The following is an 18856-nucleotide window of genomic DNA, read 5'->3' as shown; positions in this document are numbered from 1 at the left end:
TTGGAATAGGGAAGGGAGTTCAATGGTGCGCCTGCGCGGCATCCGCCGCCGGCGCGTGGGAGACCAGCGGTCGGTTGGCCAGCTTGCGCAGCGCCACGTAGAACACCGGGGTCAGGAACAGGCCGAACAGGGTGACGCCCAGCATGCCGGCGAACACGGTGATGCCGGTGATGGAGCGCACCTCGGCGCCGGCGCCACTGGACAGCACCAGCGGCACGGTACCGGCGATGAACGCCACCGACGTCATGATGATCGGACGCAGGCGCAGGCGACAGGATTCCAGTGCTGATTCGACGATGCCCTTGCCCTGCAGTTCCAGCTCGCGGGCGAACTCGACGATCAGGATGGCGTTCTTGCACGCCAGGCCCATCAGCACCACCAGGCCCACCTGCACGAACACGTTGTTGTCGCCACCGGCCAGCCACACGCCGAACAGGGCGGACAGCAGCGTCATCGGCACGATCAGGATCACCGCCAGCGGCAGCGTCCAGCTTTCGTACAGCGCGGCCAGCACCAGGAAGGCCAGCAGCACCGCCAGCGGGAACACCACCAGCGCCGCGCCGCCCTGCGTCATCTGCTGGTAGCTCAGATCGCTCCAGCCGATGCCCATGCCGGTGGGCAGCACCTGCTGCGCCAGCTCGGTGACCTTGGCCATCGCTTCGCCGGAGGACAGCACGCGCGGATCGGCGTCGCCCAGCAGGTCGGCGGCCGGATACCCGTTGAAGCGGATCACCGGGTCCGGGCCATAGGTCTGCTTGACGCTGACCATGCTGCCGATCGGCACCATCTCGCCATTGCCGTTGCGGGTACGCAGGTTGGCGATGTCCTCGACGTTGTCGCGGAACGGACCGTCGGCCTGGGCGATCACCTGCCAGGTGCGGCCGAACATGTTGAAGTCGTTGACGTAGGCCGAGCCCAGGTAGGTCTGCAGCGTGTCGAACAGCTCGGTCAGTGGCACGCCCTGCGCCTTCGCCTTCACCCGGTCGACCTCGGCATCCAGCTGCGGCACGTTGGCCTGGTAGCTGCTGATCGGGAAGCCCAGGCCCGGCGTCTGCGACGCGGCGCCCTGGAACGCCTGCACCGCGTTCTGCAGTTCGCCATAGCCCAGGCGGGTGCGGTCCTCGATGAACAGCGACCAGCCGGAACCGTTGCCCAGGCCCTGGATGGGCGGCGGCATGAAGGCGAAGGTGAAGCCTTCCTGGATGGTGGAGAACTTCTGGTTGAGCTCGGCGGTGATCTCCTCGGCCGAGCGCGAGCGCTCACCGAAGGGATCGAGGGTGAAGAAGATCACGCCGTTGTTGGGCGTATTGGTGAACTGCAGCGGGTTCAGGCCGGGGAACGCGATCTCGCTGGCGACACCGTCCACTTCGTTGGCCAGCGCCGCCATCTTCTTGAGCACGGTGTCGGTGCGTTCGATCGACGCGCCTTCCGGCATCTTCACGCCGGCGATCACGTACAGCTTGTCCTGCACGGGAATGAAACCCGCCGGCACGGCCTTGAACATCAGGCCCGCGCCGACCAGCAGCACCATGTAGACCGCGAACACCGCACCGCGCTTGCCGAGTGCGCGCGACACCGCGCCTTCGTAGCGCTGCGAACTGCGGTTGAAGAAACGGTTGAACGGACGGAACAGCCAGCCGAACAGGCGGTCGATCAGTCGCGACGGGCCGTCCTTCGGCGCGTGGTGCGACTTCAGCAGCTTGGCGGCCAGCGCCGGCGACAGGGTCAGCGAGTTGATCGCCGAGATCACCGTGGAGATGGCGATGGTGACGGCGAACTGCTTGTAGAACTGGCCGGTGACGCCGGTCAGGAACGCCATCGGCACGAACACCGCACACAGCACCAGCGCGATGGCGATGATCGGACCGGACACTTCCTTCATCGCCAGGTGGGCCGCTTCCAGTGGCGTGGCGCCGAGTTCGATGTGGCGCTCGACGTTCTCCACCACCACGATGGCGTCGTCGACCACGATGCCGATGGCCAGCACCAGGCCGAACAGGGTCAAGGTGTTGATCGAGTAGCCCAGCACGTACAGCACGGCGAACGTACCGACCACCGACACCGGCACCGCCAGCAGCGGAATGATCGAGGCGCGCCAGGTCTGCAGGAACAGGATCACCACCAGCACCACCAGCAAGGTGGCTTCCAGCAGGGTCATGACAACGGACTTGATGGAGTCACGCACGAAGATGGTGGTGTCGTAGATCGACTGGATCTCCACGCCCGGCGGCAGCGTCGGGCGGATCTCGTCCATCTTGGCGACCACCGCGTCGCGGATCTCCAGCGCATTGGCACCGGGCGCCTGGAAGATGCCGATCGCCGAGGCGTTCTTGCCGTCCAGGCGCGCGCGCAGGGTGTAGTCGCCGGCCGCCAGTTCGATGCGGGCCACGTCGGCCAGCCGGACGATCTCGCCATCGGCACCACTCTTCAGCACGATGTTGCCGAATTCCTCGGTGGTCTCAAGACGGCCCTTGGCGTTGATCGGCAGCAGGAAGTCGCTGCCGTTCGGCATCGGCTCGGCACCGAGCTGGCCGGCCGAGACCTGCACGTTCTGTTCGCGCACGGCGCGCAGTACGTCGCCGGCCGTCATGCCGCGCGCGGCCACCTTGTCGGGGTCCAGCCACAGGCGCATCGCGTAGTCGCCGCCGCCGAACTGCTGCGCATCGCCGACGCCCTGGATGCGCGCCAGCTCATCCTTGACGTGCAGGCGCATGTAGTTGCGCAGGTACAGCGAATCGTATTTGCCGTCCTTCGAGGTCAGGTGCACGACCATCAGGAACACCGGCGACTGCTTCTGGGTGGTGACGCCTTGCCGGCGCACGTCCTCGGGCAGGCGCGCCTGCGCCTGCGCCACGCGGTTCTGCACGCGCACGGCGGCTTCGTCCGGATCGGTGCCCGGTTTGAAGGTCACCGTCAGCGACAGCACGCCATCGGAGCCGGCGACGGACTTGACGTACATCATGTCCTCCACGCCGTTGATGGCTTCTTCCAGCGGGGTGGCGACGGTTTCGGCGATCACCTTGGGGTTGGCGCCGGGGTAGACGGTGCGCACGACCACCGAGGGTGGCACCACTTCGGGGTATTCGCCGATCGGCAGCAGCGGGATCGAGATCAGGCCGGCGGCGAAGATCACGATCGACAGCACCGCGGCGAAGATCGGCCTGTCGATGAAGAAACGGGAGAAGTCCATGGGTGGATTTCCTGGAGGAAAGATGCAGGGGGCTGGCCACTGCCCCGGAGGGCAGTAGTTGGAATCGTGAATTGCGCTGGATGCCGCTACCGTCACCCCCGCGTAGGCGGGGGCCCAGTGACTTCATGCTTCAAGCGTGCGAGTCACTGGGTTCCCGCCTGCGCGGGAATGACGTCGTTGCTACTTCATGGCGACCGCAGCGGCCGGCGCCTCGGCTGCGCCCATTGCCACCGTCTTGGCCTGCACCGGCATGCCGGGGAAGAAGACCTTCTGCACGCCACTGACGATGACCTTGTCGCCGGCGTTGAGGCCCTGCTCGACGATGCGCAGGCCGTCGGCCATGCGGCCGACCTGCACGTCGCGGCGCTGCGCCTTGCCTTCCTTGTCGACCACGTAGACGTACTTGCGGTCCTGGTCAGTGAGCACGGCCTTGTCGTCGACCAGCGCGGCCTTGAACTCGCCGCTGCCCAGCAGGCGCACGCGGGCGTACAGGCCGGGGGTGAAGCGACGGTCGGCGTTGTCCAGCACGGCGCGCGCACGGATGGTGCCGGTGCCGCGGTCGACCTGGTTGTCGAGGAAGTCGACCACGCCCGTGTGCGGGAAGTCGGTCTCGTCGGCCAGCGCCACCTGCACCGGCACCTTGCCGTCGCGTTCGCTCGGGCGCTCGCCCTTGCGGGCCATTTCGGCGTAGCGCAGGAAGGCGCGTTCGTCGGCGTCGAAGTGCACGTGCACCTTGTCCAGCGAGACCACCGTGGTCAGCACGCTGGCGGCATCGCCGGCGCTGACCAGGTTGCCGGCGGTGACCAGTGCGCGGCCGGCGCGGCCGTCGATGGGCGCGCGCACCTGGGTCCATTCCAGGTTGAGGCGGGCGCTTTCCAGGGCCGCCTGCGCGGCCGCGACATTCGCCTGCGCCTGGTCGGCGTTGGCGCGGCGCTGTTCGTACTCTTCGGTGGACAGCGCCTGCATCTCCGCCAGGCGCTTGGCGCGCGCGGCCTCGCTGCGGCCCAGTTCGGCCTGCGTGCGGGCACGTGCCAGTTCGGCCTGTGCGCGCGCCAGTTCGGCGCGGTAGCTGCGTGCGTCGATGGTGAACAGCACGTCGCCCTTCTTCACTTCCTGGCCTTCGGTGTAGACGACGCGGTCGATGTAGCCGGACACGCGCGGACGCAGGTCGACGTGTTCGATGGCTTCGACGCGGCCGCTGAATTCGTCCCACTGACTGATCGACTTGACCGGCACGGCGGCGACGGAGACCTCCGGCGCTGGCGGCGCGCCGTGTTCGGCGGCCTGGCCGCTGCAGCCCGCCAGCACGGCGATGGCGAGGGCGCTGAACGCGCCGAGCGCCAGCAGGCGCCGCGAACGCGGAGAAGACGTGGGATGCATGTTCATGGGTGGTGGTCTCTTGGGGGAGAGGAGGAAAGGAAGAGGGCGGGAAGGGTGCGGCCTGAAGTCAGGTTGAGGTCAAGCGGCAAGGCGATAACGGAGCAGGGACGGCGGCGTGCGTGATGGCGTGACAGTCAGGCGGAGGTGCGGCCATTGCGCTTGGCGCCCGCCACGGCCCACAGCGCTTCCTCGAAGTCGCGCGCCAGGGTGTTCTCCGGCGGCTTGGCATCGTGCGCGGACCAGGTGACGATCGACTGCGCCGCACGGCCGTTGCGCGACAACAGGGCCACCGCGCTGCGTCCGACCGCCAGCGCATTGGGCCACTCCGCGCAGGCGTTGATCGCGTTCTCCGGCGTGCACACCGGCTTGTCGACCGACAGCAGCTGCACGCGTACGCCCAGCGTCTGCGCTTCCTCGTGCAGCACCTGCGTCAGCATGCGCATGGCGGCGCCGGTGACCGAGGCGTGGCCGTAGCCCGACCAGCCGCGTTCGGCGTACGGGCCGCCGATCAGCACGTAGTTCGCGGCGGTCTGGCTTTCGGACAGCAGCGGCAGCAGGTGGCGTGCAGCGGCGAGGTGCGGGATGAGGTCGGCTTCCAGCTTCTCCAGCAAGAACGACGCCGGGCGGTCCAGCAGGCGGCCGGCCTGCAGCGGCGTGCCGATGCTGGCGAACACGGCACGCAGCGGGCGTCCGCGCTCGCGCACGTCCTCGGCCAGGCGCGTGGCGTCGCGGTCGTCGTGGATGCATGGCGAGTACAGCAGTTCCAGGCCGGGCTCGTCGTCGAAGTGTTCGGCCAGCGCGCTCATGCGCGGACCGTCGCGACCGACGGCCAGCACCGGACAGCCGGCTTCGAGCAGTGCGCCGACCACGCCGAAGCCGACATTGCCGCTCGCGCCGAGGACGAGCGCGCCGGGGGTCAGCGTGTCCTTCTTCGTGCTCACGGCGTGCCCCGTCCCGGCAGCGAGCCGATGCGCGTGCTGACGCCGGCCGACTTCAACCGCAGGCGCAGCGCGCCGCCGTCGGCCAGGCGGCGCGGCAGGGTGAATTCGCGGAAGCCGGCACGCGTGCCGGCGAACGGCAGGCGCATGGCGGACCGACCCGTCGCGGGGGAGGAGGGCGACGGGGCGGCCAGCCTGCGGACGCGTTCGGCCAGCGAGCGGGCAACGGCCCGCAGCCAGCGCACGGCGGCATGGGGAAGGGAAGCGGGCATGGGCAGCAGTCTGGCGACCGGCGCGGTGCGCGCGATATCCGGATCCTGCTGCGCGCTTGCCTGATCCTGCGCGCCGTCGGACGTCGGCGCCACGAACGCGCGGCATGTGGCCAGGCGCAGGGCGGGCGCTGAGTGGCGGCCCGGGCCGCAGCCCATGCCGTTCGTCGGAACGCGTTGGGCAAGTGTCCCGCTCATGGGATGAATCCTCCCGTGGCCGGGATAATCCCGGATACCGATATCAGCCGTCCGATACGACGGCCCCCGCCCATCACGCCTCCACGCTGCGAGCGCGGCGCCGCGACATGACCGGAGAGGTCCTGTAACAGAAGGCTTTTCTCGCGCCGGAAAGCCCGAGGGTACGGGGATTCCGAGGGGTCTTCGCGGTGTTCCAGCGACTGGAAGATGCGGGCGAACAGCATGGGGGCGGTACCCGGTGGAGGACGATGGACGCCACGTTACGCCCCCAATGAGGACTTGATTAGTCCTGATTTAGGGGAATAATCATCCCGTCAGCGGGCCAATATGCCCTTCGCCTACCGGAGTCCCCACGATGAGCCACGATCTCAACGACACCCTGATCTTCGTCAAGGTGGTGGAGCAGGGCAGCTTCATTGCCGCCGCCAACGTGCTGCGCCTGCCCAAGACCACCGTCAGCCGCAAGGTGCAGGAACTGGAAACGCGCCTGGGTGCGCAACTGCTGCACCGGACCACGCGCAAGCTGGGCCTGACCGAGGCCGGCAACGTCTACTACGAGCACTGCCAGCGCATCGCGCGCGAGTTGAACGAAGCGGCCAGCGCGGTCAGCCAGCTGCATGCCGGCCCGCGCGGCTGGCTGCGCTTTACCGCGCCGTATTCGATCGGCATCGACAAGATCTCGCCGCTGCTCGGCGAGTTCCATGCGCAGTACCCCGAGATCCGCGTGGAGATGCTGCTTGCCAACGACACGCTCGACCTGATCTCCGGCGAGATCGACGTGGCGCTGCGCATCGGCAGCCTGCCGGATTCCAACCTGGTGGCCCGCCGCCTCACCACGTTGCGCACGCAGGTCTACGCCAGCCCGAAGTATCTGGCGCGTTACGGCGAGCCGCTGCATCCGGACGACCTGCAGCACCATCGCGTGCTGGCGATGCCGAAGAACCGTCGCGGCAACGCCTGGGCCATGGCGTTGAGCGACGCCAGTGGCGAACACGACTACCCGATCAATCCCATCCTGGTCGCCAACGACCCCGCCGCACTGAAGGGCGCGCTGCTGTGCGGCGAAGGCCTGATGCTCGGCGCCGACGTCATGGTCAAGCCCTATCTGGAGCAGGGACACCTGCAGCGCGTGCTCGCCGGTTGGACCGGACCGGAGTACGAATTCAACGCGGTGTTCCCGCGCGGCCACGTGCAGTCCCCGAAGGTGCGCGCGTTCGTCGATTTCCTGGTCGAGCGGATGACGTTCGACGTCGACTACATGATGGAGCACTGCCCGGTGTACCTGAAGCAGCAGGCCGAGGCCCGCGCGGCCGCCGAGGCGACGCCGGAAGTCGAGGCGGCCGCTGCGGTTGGGCGCAAGGTGTTGGCGGATGTGCTGAGTTGATGGAAGCACGCATGGCTGTCCGTCGTCATCCCAGCGAACGCGGGGATCCATCGGCTTTTCGTCGCTCAAGCACGGCGGAGCAAGATGGGTCCCAGCGTTCGCTGGGACGACGGTGTTGGGATGCAATCCAGGCAGCCGAGCGTCGGTGAGTGTGTGGGCGGCCGGATGACGAAAGTAGCCTCCGGGACGTCATCCCGGCGCAAGCCGGGACCCAGCGTCTTTCGCGCGGGTGGGCTCCACTGTGCAAGTCACTGGGTCCCGGCTTGCGCCGGGATGACGATCGACCCTAACGATTCCCGAACGCAATCGCGCGCCGGGCTGGCTAGGATGGGCCCGCATCGCCGGAGTTGGGTTGTCGCCATGGAATGGCTGCCGCGCCGCCTCTCCACCTGACCAGGAATCCGCACGATGAAGACACCGATCGCCGCCGTCGCGGTGCTATGGCTGGCGGCCTGCACGCCCGCTGCTCCCGATCCTGCCGCGCCCTCGACCGGCGCCGCGCCTGCGGCGGCAACGCAGGACGCAGACGCTGCGCCCGCACCAGCGTCGTCCGTCGCCGAGGCCGTCGATGATCCGCGCGCGGTCAACCAGGCCATCGACGAGGTGCTCGGCGACCACGCCCGCTACGAGGCGGTGATCCGCCAGCTGCAGAAAGCGGTGGTGGCAAACGATGCCGCCGCCGTGGCCGCGCTGGTGGACTACCCGTTCGCCACCGTGCGCGACGGGCAGCCGATGAAGCTCGCCGACGCCGATGCCTTCGTCCGCGAGTACGACCGCATCATGACGCCGGCCATCGCCGAGGCGATCAAGCGGCAGAAGTACTCGCAGCTGATGGTCAACTACAAGGGCGTGATGTTCGGCAACGGCGAGGCCTGGGTGAACGGCATCTGCAAGGACGACGCCTGCAAGGACGTCGACGTGCGCGTAGTAGCGCTGCAGCCGACGTCGTGATCCGTACGGCGCCCCTGTAGGAGCGACGTGAGTCGCGACCGCACAGCCTCGTATGTCATGAAGCGTTTGACAGGCAGATGGGCCGGAAGCCAAGCGCTTCCTTGTTCGAATCCTGGCATTGCTCGCGTACGCAGAAAGATCGCGGTCGCGACTCACGTCGCTCCTACAACAAGCGACGAAAAAGGGCGGCCACTGGCCGCCCTTCTTCGTTGCGCATCACGAATGCCTACTCCACCCGCACGTCCACGCGCCGGGCTTCGTCGGCGTCGCCGCTGCCGGTGGTCTGCGCCGGCTTGTCCAGCGTGATGCGCTCGACCGCCACGCCGTTGACCACCAGCCATTGCTGGATGGCTTCGGCGCGCTGCTTCGCCAGCGCTTCGTTGGCGGCGGCATCGCCACTGGCGTCATGGAAGCCGGACACACGGACCTGCGTGGCGGGATCGGTGCCCAGCGTGCCCAGCACGCCGGACAGGCGCACGCTGGTATCGGCCGGCACCACGGCCGAGCCGCTGTCGAACAGGATGCGCGCGCTGCGTCCTTCCACCAGTTCGCCGGTCGTCATCGGTGCGGCATGGGCGGCCACGGCCGGCGTTGTGGCACCGCCCAGCCAGCCGTTGACCGGCAGCACCGGCACCAGCAGCAGGGCGACGATGTTGATGATCTTGATCAGCGGGTTGATCGCCGGGCCGGCCGTGTCCTTGTAGGGATCGCCGACGGTGTCGCCGGTCACCGCGGCCTTGTGCGCCTCGCTGCCCTTGCCGCCATGGTGGCCGTCCTCGATGTACTTCTTGGCGTTGTCCCACGCGCCGCCGCCGGTGGTCATCGAGATGGCCACGAAAAGGCCCGTCACGATGGTGCCGATCAGCAGGCCGCCCAGCGCCTGCGGCCCGAGCAGCAGGCCGACGACGATCGGCACGATCACCGGCAGCAGCGAGGGAACGATCATTTCCTTGATCGCCGACTTGGTCAGCATGTCGACCGCCCGGCTGTAGTCCGGCTTGGCGGTGCCGGCCATGATGCCGGGGATCTCGCGGAACTGGCGGCGCACTTCCTCCACCACGCTGCCCGCCGCGCGGCCCACGGCTTCCATCGCCATCGCGCCGAACAGGTAGGGGATCAGGCCGCCGATCAGCAGGCCGACGATCACCAGGTGGTTGGACAGGTCGAAGGTGAAGATCGTGCCCGGATGCGCGGTCTGCAGGTTGTGCGTGTAGTCGGCGAACAGCACCAGCGCGGCGAGCGCGGCCGACCCGATCGCATAGCCCTTGGTCACCGCCTTGGTGGTGTTGCCCACCGCGTCCAGCGGATCGGTGATGGCGCGGATCTCGGGCGGCAGTTCCGCCATTTCCGCGATGCCGCCGGCGTTGTCAGTGATCGGGCCGTAGGCATCCAGCGCCACGATCATGCCGGCCATCGACAGCATCGCGGTCGCCGCGATGGCGATGCCGTACAGGCCGCCCAGCGCGTAGGCACCGAGGATCGCGATGCACACCGCGACCACCGGCCATGCGGTGGAGCGCATCGACACGCCCAGGCCCGCGATGATGTTGGTGCCGTGGCCGGTCGTGGAGGCGGCGGCGACGTGCTTGACCGGCGCGTACTGCGTGCCGGTGTAGTACTCGGTGATCCACACGATCACGCCGGTCAGCACCAGGCCCACCAGTGCGCAGAAGTACAGGTTCAATGCGCCGTACGACGAATCCGCCATCAGCTGCGTGGTGATCGGATAGAACGCGAGGGCGGCCAGCACCGCCGAGACGATCACGCCCTTGTACAGCGCGCCCATGATGGAGCCACCCGCCTTCACCTTGACGAACATCGCGCCGATGATCGAAGCGATGATCGACACGCCGCCGAGCACCAGCGGATAGAGGACAGCATGTTCGCCGGCCTGCGCGACCATCAGGCTGCCCAGCAGCATGGTCGCGATGATGGTGACCGCATACGTCTCGAACAGGTCGGCCGCCATGCCGGCGCAGTCGCCGACGTTGTCGCCCACGTTGTCGGCGATCACCGCCGGGTTGCGCGGATCGTCCTCGGGAATGCCCGCTTCCACCTTGCCCACCAGATCCGCGCCGACGTCGGCGCCCTTGGTGAAGATGCCGCCGCCCAGCCGCGCGAAGATCGAGATCAGCGACGAGCCGAACGCCAGGCCCACCAGCGCGTGCAGCGCGTCGGCTTCGGTGTAGCCAAGATGCAGGTGGAGCACGGCGAAGTAGCCGGCCACGCCCAGCAGGCCCAGGCCGACCACCAGCATGCCGGTGATGGCGCCGCCCTTGAAGGCCACGTCCATCGCCGCGCTCATGCCCTTGCTGGCGGCCTCGGCGGTGCGCACGTTGGCGCGGACCGAGACGTTCATGCCGATGTAGCCGGCGGCGCCCGACAGCACCGCACCGATCAGGAAGCCGATGGCGCTGGCCCACGAGACGAAGAAGCCGATCAGCACCAGCAGCACCAGCCCGGCGATGCCGATGGTGGTGTACTGGCGGTTGAGGTAGGCGCTGGCGCCTTCCTGCACGGCCGCCGCGATTTCCTGCATGCGGGCGTTGCCCGCGGGCTGTTTCAGGATCCAGCGTGCCGCGACGATGCCGTAGATGATCGCCACGCCGGCGCAGATCAGCGCCAGCGTCAAACCGTGTTGTTCCAGCATGACCCCTCCCAAGGTTGATGGATGTCGTCCAGCAGAACGCTTGAACACGCAACCCAATCCCGGTGGAGCCTGTTGAACGATTGAGCGCACTCGACCGCTGCGATGGACTGCAGCACGAAACCCTTGTTCAGACATCCCTGGAGCTGGCCCGAGTATGACCGGATGCGCTGCATGCCGCCAGCGGTGACGGACCGGTTCAGGCATTCCGTGCCAGCCTTGCCGCCCCGATGCTGTTTTCGTATCCGTTTCAAGGAGTTGCCATGCGTCCGACCGTCGCACGTCCGTTGCTTGCCGCCTGCCTGGCCATCGCGGCGCCCGCATGGGGCGCCGATCCGAAGCCCGAGATCGCGCGTCCCGCCGCGGCACCGCAGGCGGTCGGCGCCGTGCACACGCTGCGGCAGATCCCCGAGGCCTGCGCACGCCTGGAAGGCGCCTTCACCGGTGACGCGGTGCAGCCCTATCGCTACGCGCCGGTGCGGACCAGTCCGCAGTGCCAGCCGCGTGCGCGCTTCGTCGACTTCGACAAGGCGAAGCCTTCCGTCGCTGCGGGATGGAAACTCAATGACGTGATCCGCGTGCCGAACGCGGCGTGTCCGTCGCAACAGGCGGTCGTGCGCGTGTGGCGCAAGCCCGGCAGCGCCGCGCCGCCGCCGCTGGATGGCCAGGGCCAGTCGCGCATCTACCTGCAGGACGCGAAGCAGCAGGCGGGAGCCGCCGCGCAGGCGCCGTCGCTGACGGTGTTCGCGGCGAAGCTGGACGTGGAAGGCAAGGCCTGCAAATGACGACGGCGACGGCTCCGCACGGGAGCCGTCGCCGCGATGCATCGCGGCCCGGGGTTACTTCTTCGCGGGCTTGAGATCGTCGGCCATGCCGTTGAAGGCGGCTTCGTCGGAAGGCGACAGGTTCGGCCGTCCTGCCATGAAGCCCATGGTGATGGATCCCAGCACGTAGTACGTCTCTCCCGCTTCGACTTCGAGCGTCAGCACGTCCTTGGCTTCGGAGTGCACGGTGTACTGGTGCGTGCCCGGGGCGACGGAGGCGACGAAGTAGGTGCCGCTGCCGAGCTTGCCGAGTTCGGTCTCGCCTTCGCGGACCTTGTACTTCACCGCGGCGCCGGTGAACTTCTTCTCGCGGAAGAACACGACCTGTCCCATGCCCTCCGCCGGCGCACCGATCAGGCCGTTGCCGGCGGCCGGTGCGCTGGTGGCGTCCGTGGCGGGTTCCGCTGCAGCGGCTTCGGTGGTTGCGGGCGGGGCGGTGGCCGGATCCTGCGCCAGGGCGGCGGCGATCGGCAGCAGCAGGGCGAGGCAGAGCAAAGAGCGGTTCAGCGGGTGGCGCATGCGGGTTACTCCTGTTGGTCGGGTGGTGGGGTAGTGGAAGCGGCGTCCGGCGACGGGATCTCCGGCGCGGTCGGATCGGGCGCGATGGGATCGGCTGCGGAGAGCGGCGGGTCGAGCGGGAAGGGTTCGGCCAGCTTGGCGGTGGCGGCCGTCAATGCCGGAATCTCGATTTCCTTGCCGTGGATGAAGTGCGCGAACGGGCCGATGCCCAGTGCGACACCGATGGCGACGCCGCTGGTGTCGCGTCCCGCACCGCCGAGCTTGAAGCCGCGCAATCGCAGGCTGCGGTCGCCCACCTGCAGGCGGCGCGCGGCCAGGATGAGTTCGCCGGGTTTGCCGCCGCCGCGCGAGGGTTCCGCATGGACGACTTCGCCCACGCCTTCGACGCCGGCCGCGAGGACGGTCGTGCCGTCGACCACCACCGGTTCTTTCAGTCGCAGGCGGAACGTGTCGCCACGCTTCGTGCGTGCCGAGCTGATGGGGTCGATGATCTCGATGACGAGTGGCGTCCCGTCCGGCAGTACGCAGCAGGTGGCCGGCGAAGGCGCGGTATCCGCGACGACGGGCAGTGCTGCCGCATCCGGCGCCGGTGCTTCCTGCGCAGCGCTTGGCCAGGCACACAGCATGACCAGCAGGCCCGTGCCCAGGCACATCCATGGTGTCCGCATACTCCCCCCTTGCCGCTCACGCTAGCGCAAGGTCCGGGCGCCGCCAAGCGGGGGAATCGGCCAATCTGTCGCGGCGCGATGCCGCGACGATCACCTCACGATTCTGCTGACGGCGTGCCCTGGTGGTACGACAGCTGCCAGCCCGTCGCGGTGCGTCGCCATAGCGATGCGCGCAGGGCGGCATGACAGGGGACGCCGTCGCTGCCGAGTTCGTGCGAACGGAAGTGCAGCAGGGCGATGTCCGATGCCAGCGATTCGACACGATGGTCATGGGCGACCACGTTCGGCACCTGCGTGCGCGTGGCCAGGAAGTCGATCACCACCTGCCGGGTGTAGCGCACGCGCGAGCGGCCGACTTCGTGGAAGTCGGGATGCAGCAGTTGCTCCAGCCGTTCGCGCGTGCAGGGCACGCCGGGGTGGTGGAGTTCGCTTTCCAGTGCAGTGAGTTCGGCAAGCAGGGGGTCCATGCGGCAAGCCTAGCGCCGTTCCCGGCATCGCGCCCGCACGGGTTCAGGCCTCGGCGGAAGCCGTCGGACTGTTCGCGTTGTCCTTCTGCGCCAGGTACTGGCCGAAGCGGTAGCCGGCGCCTGCGATGGCCAGGCCGAGGGCAACGGCCAACAGGCCGATGAGCACTTTGCGGAACATGCGCGCCTCCGGTGGCGGGGTGACAGCGGGCACGCTAGCACCGCCACCCAGGCGGCGACGGTGCCTGAAGTCATCCCGCCTGGAGCACGGCCCCACGCTCGCCCAGCAACGCGTACCTCAGCCTTCCCACGCCGGCAGCTTCTTCTTCACCGCCACGTTCTTCAGCGCCACGTACTTCGGCAGGCCGTCGGTGCCGTAGGGCGGATAGGCTTCGCCGCGGATCAGCGGCTGCAGGTACGCGCGCGCCTTGTCGGTGATGCCGTAACCATCCTTGCGGATGAAGCCCGGCGGGAATTTCTTCTCGTGATTGGCGACCTTCGACAGCGGCGCGGCTTCGATCTTCCAGCGGAACGGCGCATCGGAGGTGCGCACGATCACCGGCATCACCGCGTTCTGGCCCTTCAGTGCGTACTGCACCGCCGCCTTGCCGACTGCCTGCGCCTGTTCCCAGTCGGTCTTCGAGGCGATGTGGCGCGCCGAGCGCTGCAGGTAGTCGGGCAGGGTCCAGTGCACCTTCAGGCCCAACTGGTCCTTCACCCGGCCAGCCAGATACGACGCCACGCCGCCGAGCTGGGTGTGGCCGAACGAATCCTTGCCGCCGCCGGCATCGGCGACGAAACGGCCGTCGGCGTACTGGATGCCTTCGCTGGCCACCACCACGCACCAGCCCACGCGGTCCACCGTCTTCTTCACCTGGGCGAGGAAGTCGGTTTCATCGTACGGGCGCTCGGGGAACAGGATCAGGTGCGGTGCTTCGTCGCGCGACTGTCCGGCCAGGCCGGCGGCCGCGGCCAGCCAGCCGGCGTGCCGGCCCATGGCTTCGTAGACGAAGACCTTGGTGGACGTCTCCGCCATCGCGGCCACGTCCAGCGCGGCCTCGCGCACGGAGACGGCCGTGTACTTGGCCGCAGAGCCGAAGCCCGGGCAGGTGTCGGTGACCGCGAGATCGTTGTCCACCGTCTTCGGCACGCCGATGCAGGTCAGCGGGTAGTCGAAGGCCTGCGCCAGCTGCGACACCTTCCAGGCGGTATCGGCCGAATCGTTGCCGCCGTTGTAGAGGAAGTAGCGCACGTCGTGCGCCTTCAGCACCGCCAGCAGGCGTTCGTACTTGGCGCGGTCGGCGTCCAGCGACTTGAGCTTGACCCGGCAGCTGCCGAAGGCGCCGCCCGGCGTGTGGGCCAGCGCGCGGATGGCGGCGGCCGACTCCTTGCTGGTGTCGATCAGCTCCTCGCGCAGCGCGCCGAGGATGCCGTTGCGCGCGGCCAAGACCTTGATTTTGCGGGCGCGCGCTTCGGTGATGACCGCCGAGGCGGAGGCGTTGATGACGGCGGTGACACCGCCGGACTGCGCATAAAGTAGGGTGCCAGACGCCATGTGGGGTTCGTTCCGGGGTGCGGGGATGCGGTAAGCTTCACACAGATGACGCGGTGCAGCGCGGCGCCCGGCGCCCGGCGCGGTCCACCGCCCGCAGGATTCCAGTTTCGGGAGTTACAGCATGCGATTGGTTCTACTGGGCCCACCCGGGTCGGGCAAGGGCACTCAGGCGGCGCGCCTGAAGGACTACCTGCAGGTACCGCATATTTCCACCGGCGACCTGCTGCGCGCCGAAGTGGCCGCCGGCAGCCCGCTGGGCCTGCAGGCCAAGGAAGTGATGGCGCGCGGCGAACTGGTCAGCGACGACATCCTGCTGGGCATGCTGGAAGACCGCCTGTCCCGCGACGACACCCGCTCCGGCTTTATCCTCGACGGCTATCCGCGCAACCTGGTGCAAGCCGCTGCGCTGGGCCAGCTGCTGGCCAAGCTGGGGCAGAAGTTCGATTTCGCCGTGCAGCTGGACGTGCCCACCGACCTGCTGGTCGAGCGCATCGCCGGCCGCGCCCAGGCCGAAGGCCGTGCCGACGACAATCCCGAATCGGTGCGCAAGCGCCTGCAGGTCTACACCGACCAGACCGCGCCAGTGATCGATTTCTACCGCCAGCAGGGCGAACTGACCGTCGTCGATGGCGTCGGCTCGCTGGACGAGGTGTTCACCCGCATCACCGAATCGATCGCGCCGGAGAAGGCGGTCGGCTGAGGCCGGCGGCGGTATCCGCACATGAAAACGCCCCGGCTTGCCGGGGCGTTTTCGTTGGCGCATGGGTTGGCGGTCAGGGCGTGGTCGAGAGCGTCAGCCCGTACGCCTGCAGCAGCGGATTGAGCGGCTGGAAGTAGCTGGTCGCCAGCTTCGCCTGCTTGCCCTTGCAGCTGTAGTTGCCGCCGGACAGCACGCCCTGGCCCTGGCCGGCGCTGGTGATGAAGGAGCCGCCGGAGTCGCCACCCTCGGCGCAGACCTTCACCTGGGTCGTGCCGTTCACCGTGCCGTCGGCGCCGTAGCTGACCGAGACGTTCTTGGCTTCGATGACGCCGCACTTCCAGCCCGTGGTGCGGCCGGAGCGGCAGACCGCCGCGCCCACCGGCGCTTCGAGGCTGCCGCGCACGGCGACATCGCCCGCCCCATAGCCGCTGACCGAGGGCAGCAGCGTATGCGCCGCATCCACCTGCACCCAGGCCATGTCGTTGTTGGGGAAGCTGGACGCCTGGAAGGTGCCGATGCGGCTCAGCGAGCGCCTCACCAGGACGGCGGCGCCATCGCCGGCGTCGCCGCAGTGGCCGGCGGTCGCGAAGCCCTTGGCGCCGTTGCGCGTCACCGAGAAGCCGACCGAGCAGTAGTAGGAGCCGCTGGTCGTGGTGGACAGATACTCGCTGCCGCCCTGCAGCGTGGCCAGCGGGCGCGGCGCATCGGCCATGGTCTGGAAGCGCAGGGTCGACGCATCGGCGCCGCTGCGGGCCACGAAGTCCACCGCCGCCTCGTCCGCCCCCGGCGCCACGTTGACCGTCACGCTGTTGGTCTTGACGTCCACGTACCAGCCGTAGACGCCGGCCGGTGCGCGACCGCCCTGCGCCAGGACGTCGTCGAGCCGCGCCTTGGCGTTGCCCAGCGCGTCGAGGCTGTGGCGCACCTGCCGCATCTCGGCGCCGGCGACGGCGCGACCGCTGGCGGAGGTGGTAGCGACGACCCAGCGGAAATCGCCCGAGGGCGAGCGCTCGATCCAGCTGCCGGCGAAACCTCGGCCCTGGGCCTGTGCCGCGATCCTTTCCTGCTGCGCGGTGAGGCGCTCGACCTTCAGGTACTGGCCGAGTTGCTGTTCGGACAGGCCGAGGTCGCGCTTCATCGCCGATGCGAGTGCGGAATCGGGCTCGGAGGCCATCGCCGGGCCGATGGCCAAGGCGAGCGCGGCGGCGAGAGCGAACGGGGCCGAGGCGGGACGTGCGGAGGAAACGATCTGACGCATGCAGGTGCTCCTGGGATGGACGGGTGGCGCGGTTCGCACCTGGGGCTGCCTGGGGACGGCGTGGGGGACGCCTCCTTCGGTTCTCGTAACCGCCGCCGCAACCTACCACTTTCCGCACGCGCGGATTGTGAGTTGATGGCGTCCTCTGTAACGTCCGGTACGCGCCTGTTTTCGGAGCTGTTTCGATGAAGAGAATCGTCCTCGTGCTGCTGGCCGCCCTGCTCGCGTCGCCGGCATGCATGGCCAAGGATTTCCTGCGCACGCAGGGCACGCAGATCGTCGATGCCAGCGGCAAGCCGGTGATCCTGCGCGGCATGGGCCTGGGCGGCTGGATGCTGCAGGAGGGCTACATGCTGGACATCGACGGCGTGGGCACGCAGCGCAGCATCCATGCGCGCATCGCCGACCTGATCGGACCGGAGAAGGCCGACGCGTTCTACCAGGCATGGCGCGACAACCACACCACCAAGGCCGACATCGATGCGATGGCGCGCTGGGGTTTCAACTCGGTGCGGCTGCCGATGCACTACGCGCTGTACACGCTGCCGGTGGAACAGGAGCCGGTCCCCGGCCGGCAGACGTGGGTGGAAGAAGGCTTCCGCCGTACCGACGAACTGCTGGTCTGGGCCAAGGCCAACGATCTCTACGTGATCCTCGACCTGCATGCCGCGCCCGGCGGGCAGGGCAACGACCACAACATCGCCGACCGCGATCCCGCCCAGCCGTCGCTGTGGGACGACCCGCGCCACCAGGACAAGATGGTGGCGCTGTGGAAGAAGCTCGCGCAGCGCTACAAGGACGAGCCCTACATCGCCGCCTACGACATCATCAACGAGCCGAACTGGGGCTTCGCCGACAAGACCGACACCAATGGCTGCAAGGATAACGGCAACGCGCCGCTGAAAGAGTTGCTGGTGCGCACCACCCGCGCGATCCGCGAGGTCGACACGCGCCACATCATCGTCATCGAGGGCAACTGCTGGGGCAACAACTACCGCGGTGTGCTGGATGACGGCCCGTGGGACGACAACCTGGTGATCAGCTTCCACAAGTACTGGAACGTCACCACCCGCGACAGCATCGCGGACTCGCTGGCGCTGCGCGACAAGCACCGGATGCCGCTGTGGCTGGGCGAGACCGGCGAGAACTCCAACGACTGGTTCGCGCGCACCGTGGCGCTGGTGGAAGGCGAGGGCATCGGCTGGGCGTGGTGGCCGCTGAAGAAGATCCGCTACAACAATCCGCTGCAGGTCGTCCCCAACGACGGCTATCGCCAGGTGCTGGCGTACTGGAAGGGCGAGGGTCCCCGTCCGTCGGCGGAGGCCGCCGAAGACGCGCTGATGCGCTTCGCCCGCGAGGACGTGCGCCACGAGAACAACGTGCAGCATCCGGACGTGATCGACGCGCTGTTCCGCGCGCCGCATTCGGACCAGTCGGTGCCGTTCAAGGCGCACGCGATCGGCGAGGCGGGCGGTACGATCGCCGCCATCGATTTCGACATGGGCCGCAACGGCGTGGCCTATCACGACCTGACGCCGGCCAACCACCACATCTCCGATGGCGGCGAGCGGGTGGTGTGGAACCCGGCGATGACCTACCGCAACGACGGTGTCGATCTGGGCAAGGGCGACAACGGCACGCTCCACGTCGCCGGCCTGCAACGTGGCGAGTGGCTGAAGTACACCTTCGACGCCGAGAACGGTGGTCTCTACCGTTTGGCGCTGGACGGGCGAGGCGAGGGCCGGCTGTCGCTGGTCCTCAATGGCGTGCCGGTGCCGGCGGTGGAGCGTGCGCAGGGCTTCGGTAGGCTGGTGCTTGCGCCCGGGCGCAACACGCTGGTGGTGAAGGCCGAAAGCGATGGCCTGGATCTGCAGGCCCTGCATTTTTCCCGTTGAACCCGCGTCACGCCCG

Annotated in this window: 16 protein-coding genes and 1 pseudogene; 5 read left to right on the top strand and 12 right to left on the bottom strand. The window is 68.4% G+C overall.

Annotated features, from left to right (window positions below; all coding sequences use genetic code 11):
- Positions 1-19: 19 nt before the first annotated feature.
- The 4 genes from MMG85_RS03360 to MMG85_RS03345 all read right to left on the bottom strand — a co-directional run bounded on the left by MMG85_RS03360 (position 20) and on the right by MMG85_RS03345 (position 5975).
- Positions 20-3190, bottom strand: a complete 3171-nt coding sequence (locus MMG85_RS03360) for a multidrug efflux RND transporter permease subunit (protein WP_241044723.1) — start codon at positions 3188-3190, stop codon at positions 20-22.
- Positions 3191-3370: 180 nt separating this feature from the next.
- Positions 3371-4570: an efflux RND transporter periplasmic adaptor subunit gene (locus MMG85_RS03355; RefSeq protein WP_241044775.1), complete on the bottom strand. Its 1200-nt coding sequence runs from the start codon at positions 4568-4570 to the stop codon at positions 3371-3373.
- 134 nt (positions 4571-4704) lie between these two features.
- On the bottom strand, positions 4705-5511 hold the full coding sequence (locus MMG85_RS03350; protein WP_241044722.1) for an SDR family NAD(P)-dependent oxidoreductase: 807 nt from the start codon (positions 5509-5511) through the stop codon (positions 4705-4707).
- Positions 5508-5975 (bottom strand): hypothetical protein, encoded by a 468-nt coding sequence (locus tag MMG85_RS03345; RefSeq protein WP_241044721.1) that lies wholly within the window; start codon positions 5973-5975, stop codon positions 5508-5510. Before MMG85_RS03345 ends, MMG85_RS03350 begins: the two co-directional genes overlap by 4 nt.
- Positions 5976-6330: 355 nt before the next feature.
- On the opposite strand from MMG85_RS03345, the gene MMG85_RS03340 reads away from it, so the two are divergent.
- Entirely contained in the window at positions 6331-7359 is a 1029-nt protein-coding gene (locus tag MMG85_RS03340; RefSeq protein WP_055939975.1) for a LysR family transcriptional regulator, read from the top strand.
- A 408-nt stretch (positions 7360-7767) separates the two neighbouring features.
- Positions 7768-8310: a hypothetical protein gene (locus MMG85_RS03335; RefSeq protein ID WP_241044720.1), complete on the top strand. Its 543-nt coding sequence runs from the start codon at positions 7768-7770 to the stop codon at positions 8308-8310.
- A 226-nt stretch (positions 8311-8536) separates the two neighbouring features.
- On the opposite strand, the gene MMG85_RS03330 is transcribed toward MMG85_RS03335, so the two are convergent.
- Together MMG85_RS03330 and MMG85_RS03325 are read right to left on the bottom strand one after the other, a co-directional pair.
- Positions 8537-8872, bottom strand: coding sequence for an OmpA family protein (locus tag MMG85_RS03330; protein ID WP_241044774.1), 336 nt, complete (start codon positions 8870-8872; stop codon positions 8537-8539).
- Positions 8873-8932: 60 nt separating this feature from the next.
- Positions 8933-10960, bottom strand: a pseudogene (locus MMG85_RS03325) (sodium-translocating pyrophosphatase); the annotation flags it as partial.
- Positions 10961-11220: 260 nt separating this feature from the next.
- Here MMG85_RS03325 and MMG85_RS03320 point away from each other — a divergent pair.
- On the top strand, positions 11221-11742 hold the full coding sequence (locus tag MMG85_RS03320) for a hypothetical protein (protein WP_241044719.1): 522 nt from the start codon (positions 11221-11223) through the stop codon (positions 11740-11742).
- A 54-nt stretch (positions 11743-11796) separates the two neighbouring features.
- Here the strand turns inward: MMG85_RS03320 and MMG85_RS03315 are convergent, their stop codons facing one another.
- From MMG85_RS03315 to MMG85_RS03300, 5 genes are all read right to left on the bottom strand, one after another.
- Positions 11797-12300: a DUF2846 domain-containing protein gene (locus MMG85_RS03315; protein ID WP_241044718.1), complete on the bottom strand. Its 504-nt coding sequence runs from the start codon at positions 12298-12300 to the stop codon at positions 11797-11799.
- A 5-nt stretch (positions 12301-12305) separates the two neighbouring features.
- The gene (locus MMG85_RS03310; RefSeq protein ID WP_241044717.1) at positions 12306-12953 is read right to left on the bottom strand and encodes a hypothetical protein; all 648 of its coding nucleotides are present in this window, start codon (positions 12951-12953) and stop codon (positions 12306-12308) included.
- 110 nt (positions 12954-13063) lie between these two features.
- Positions 13064-13435, bottom strand: a complete 372-nt coding sequence (locus tag MMG85_RS03305) for a DUF4440 domain-containing protein (RefSeq protein WP_241044716.1) — start codon at positions 13433-13435, stop codon at positions 13064-13066.
- A 43-nt stretch (positions 13436-13478) separates the two neighbouring features.
- Positions 13479-13613: a hypothetical protein gene (locus tag MMG85_RS18410; RefSeq protein ID WP_277399712.1), complete on the bottom strand. Its 135-nt coding sequence runs from the start codon at positions 13611-13613 to the stop codon at positions 13479-13481.
- 117 nt (positions 13614-13730) lie between these two features.
- Positions 13731-14987, bottom strand: coding sequence for a 6-phosphofructokinase (locus tag MMG85_RS03300; protein WP_241044715.1), 1257 nt, complete (start codon positions 14985-14987; stop codon positions 13731-13733).
- Positions 14988-15108: 121 nt separating this feature from the next.
- Here MMG85_RS03300 and MMG85_RS03295 point away from each other — a divergent pair, with 121 nt between their 5' ends.
- On the top strand, positions 15109-15687 hold the full coding sequence (locus MMG85_RS03295) for an adenylate kinase (RefSeq protein ID WP_241044714.1): 579 nt from the start codon (positions 15109-15111) through the stop codon (positions 15685-15687).
- A 73-nt stretch (positions 15688-15760) separates the two neighbouring features.
- On the opposite strand, the gene MMG85_RS03290 is transcribed toward MMG85_RS03295, so the two are convergent.
- Complete coding sequence (locus MMG85_RS03290; protein WP_241044713.1) at positions 15761-16945, bottom strand: S1 family peptidase; 1185 nt, start codon at positions 16943-16945, stop codon at positions 15761-15763.
- Positions 16946-17130: 185 nt separating this feature from the next.
- On the opposite strand from MMG85_RS03290, the gene MMG85_RS03285 reads away from it, so the two are divergent.
- Positions 17131-18840, top strand: a complete 1710-nt coding sequence (locus MMG85_RS03285) for a cellulase family glycosylhydrolase (RefSeq protein ID WP_241044712.1) — start codon at positions 17131-17133, stop codon at positions 18838-18840.
- Positions 18841-18856 lie beyond the last annotated feature (16 nt).

The sequence above is a fragment of the Pseudoxanthomonas sp. LH2527 genome (assembly GCF_022539275.1).
Taxonomy (GTDB): domain Bacteria; phylum Pseudomonadota; class Gammaproteobacteria; order Xanthomonadales; family Xanthomonadaceae; genus Pseudoxanthomonas_A.
This window is presented reverse-complemented; position numbering and strand designations above follow the sequence as displayed.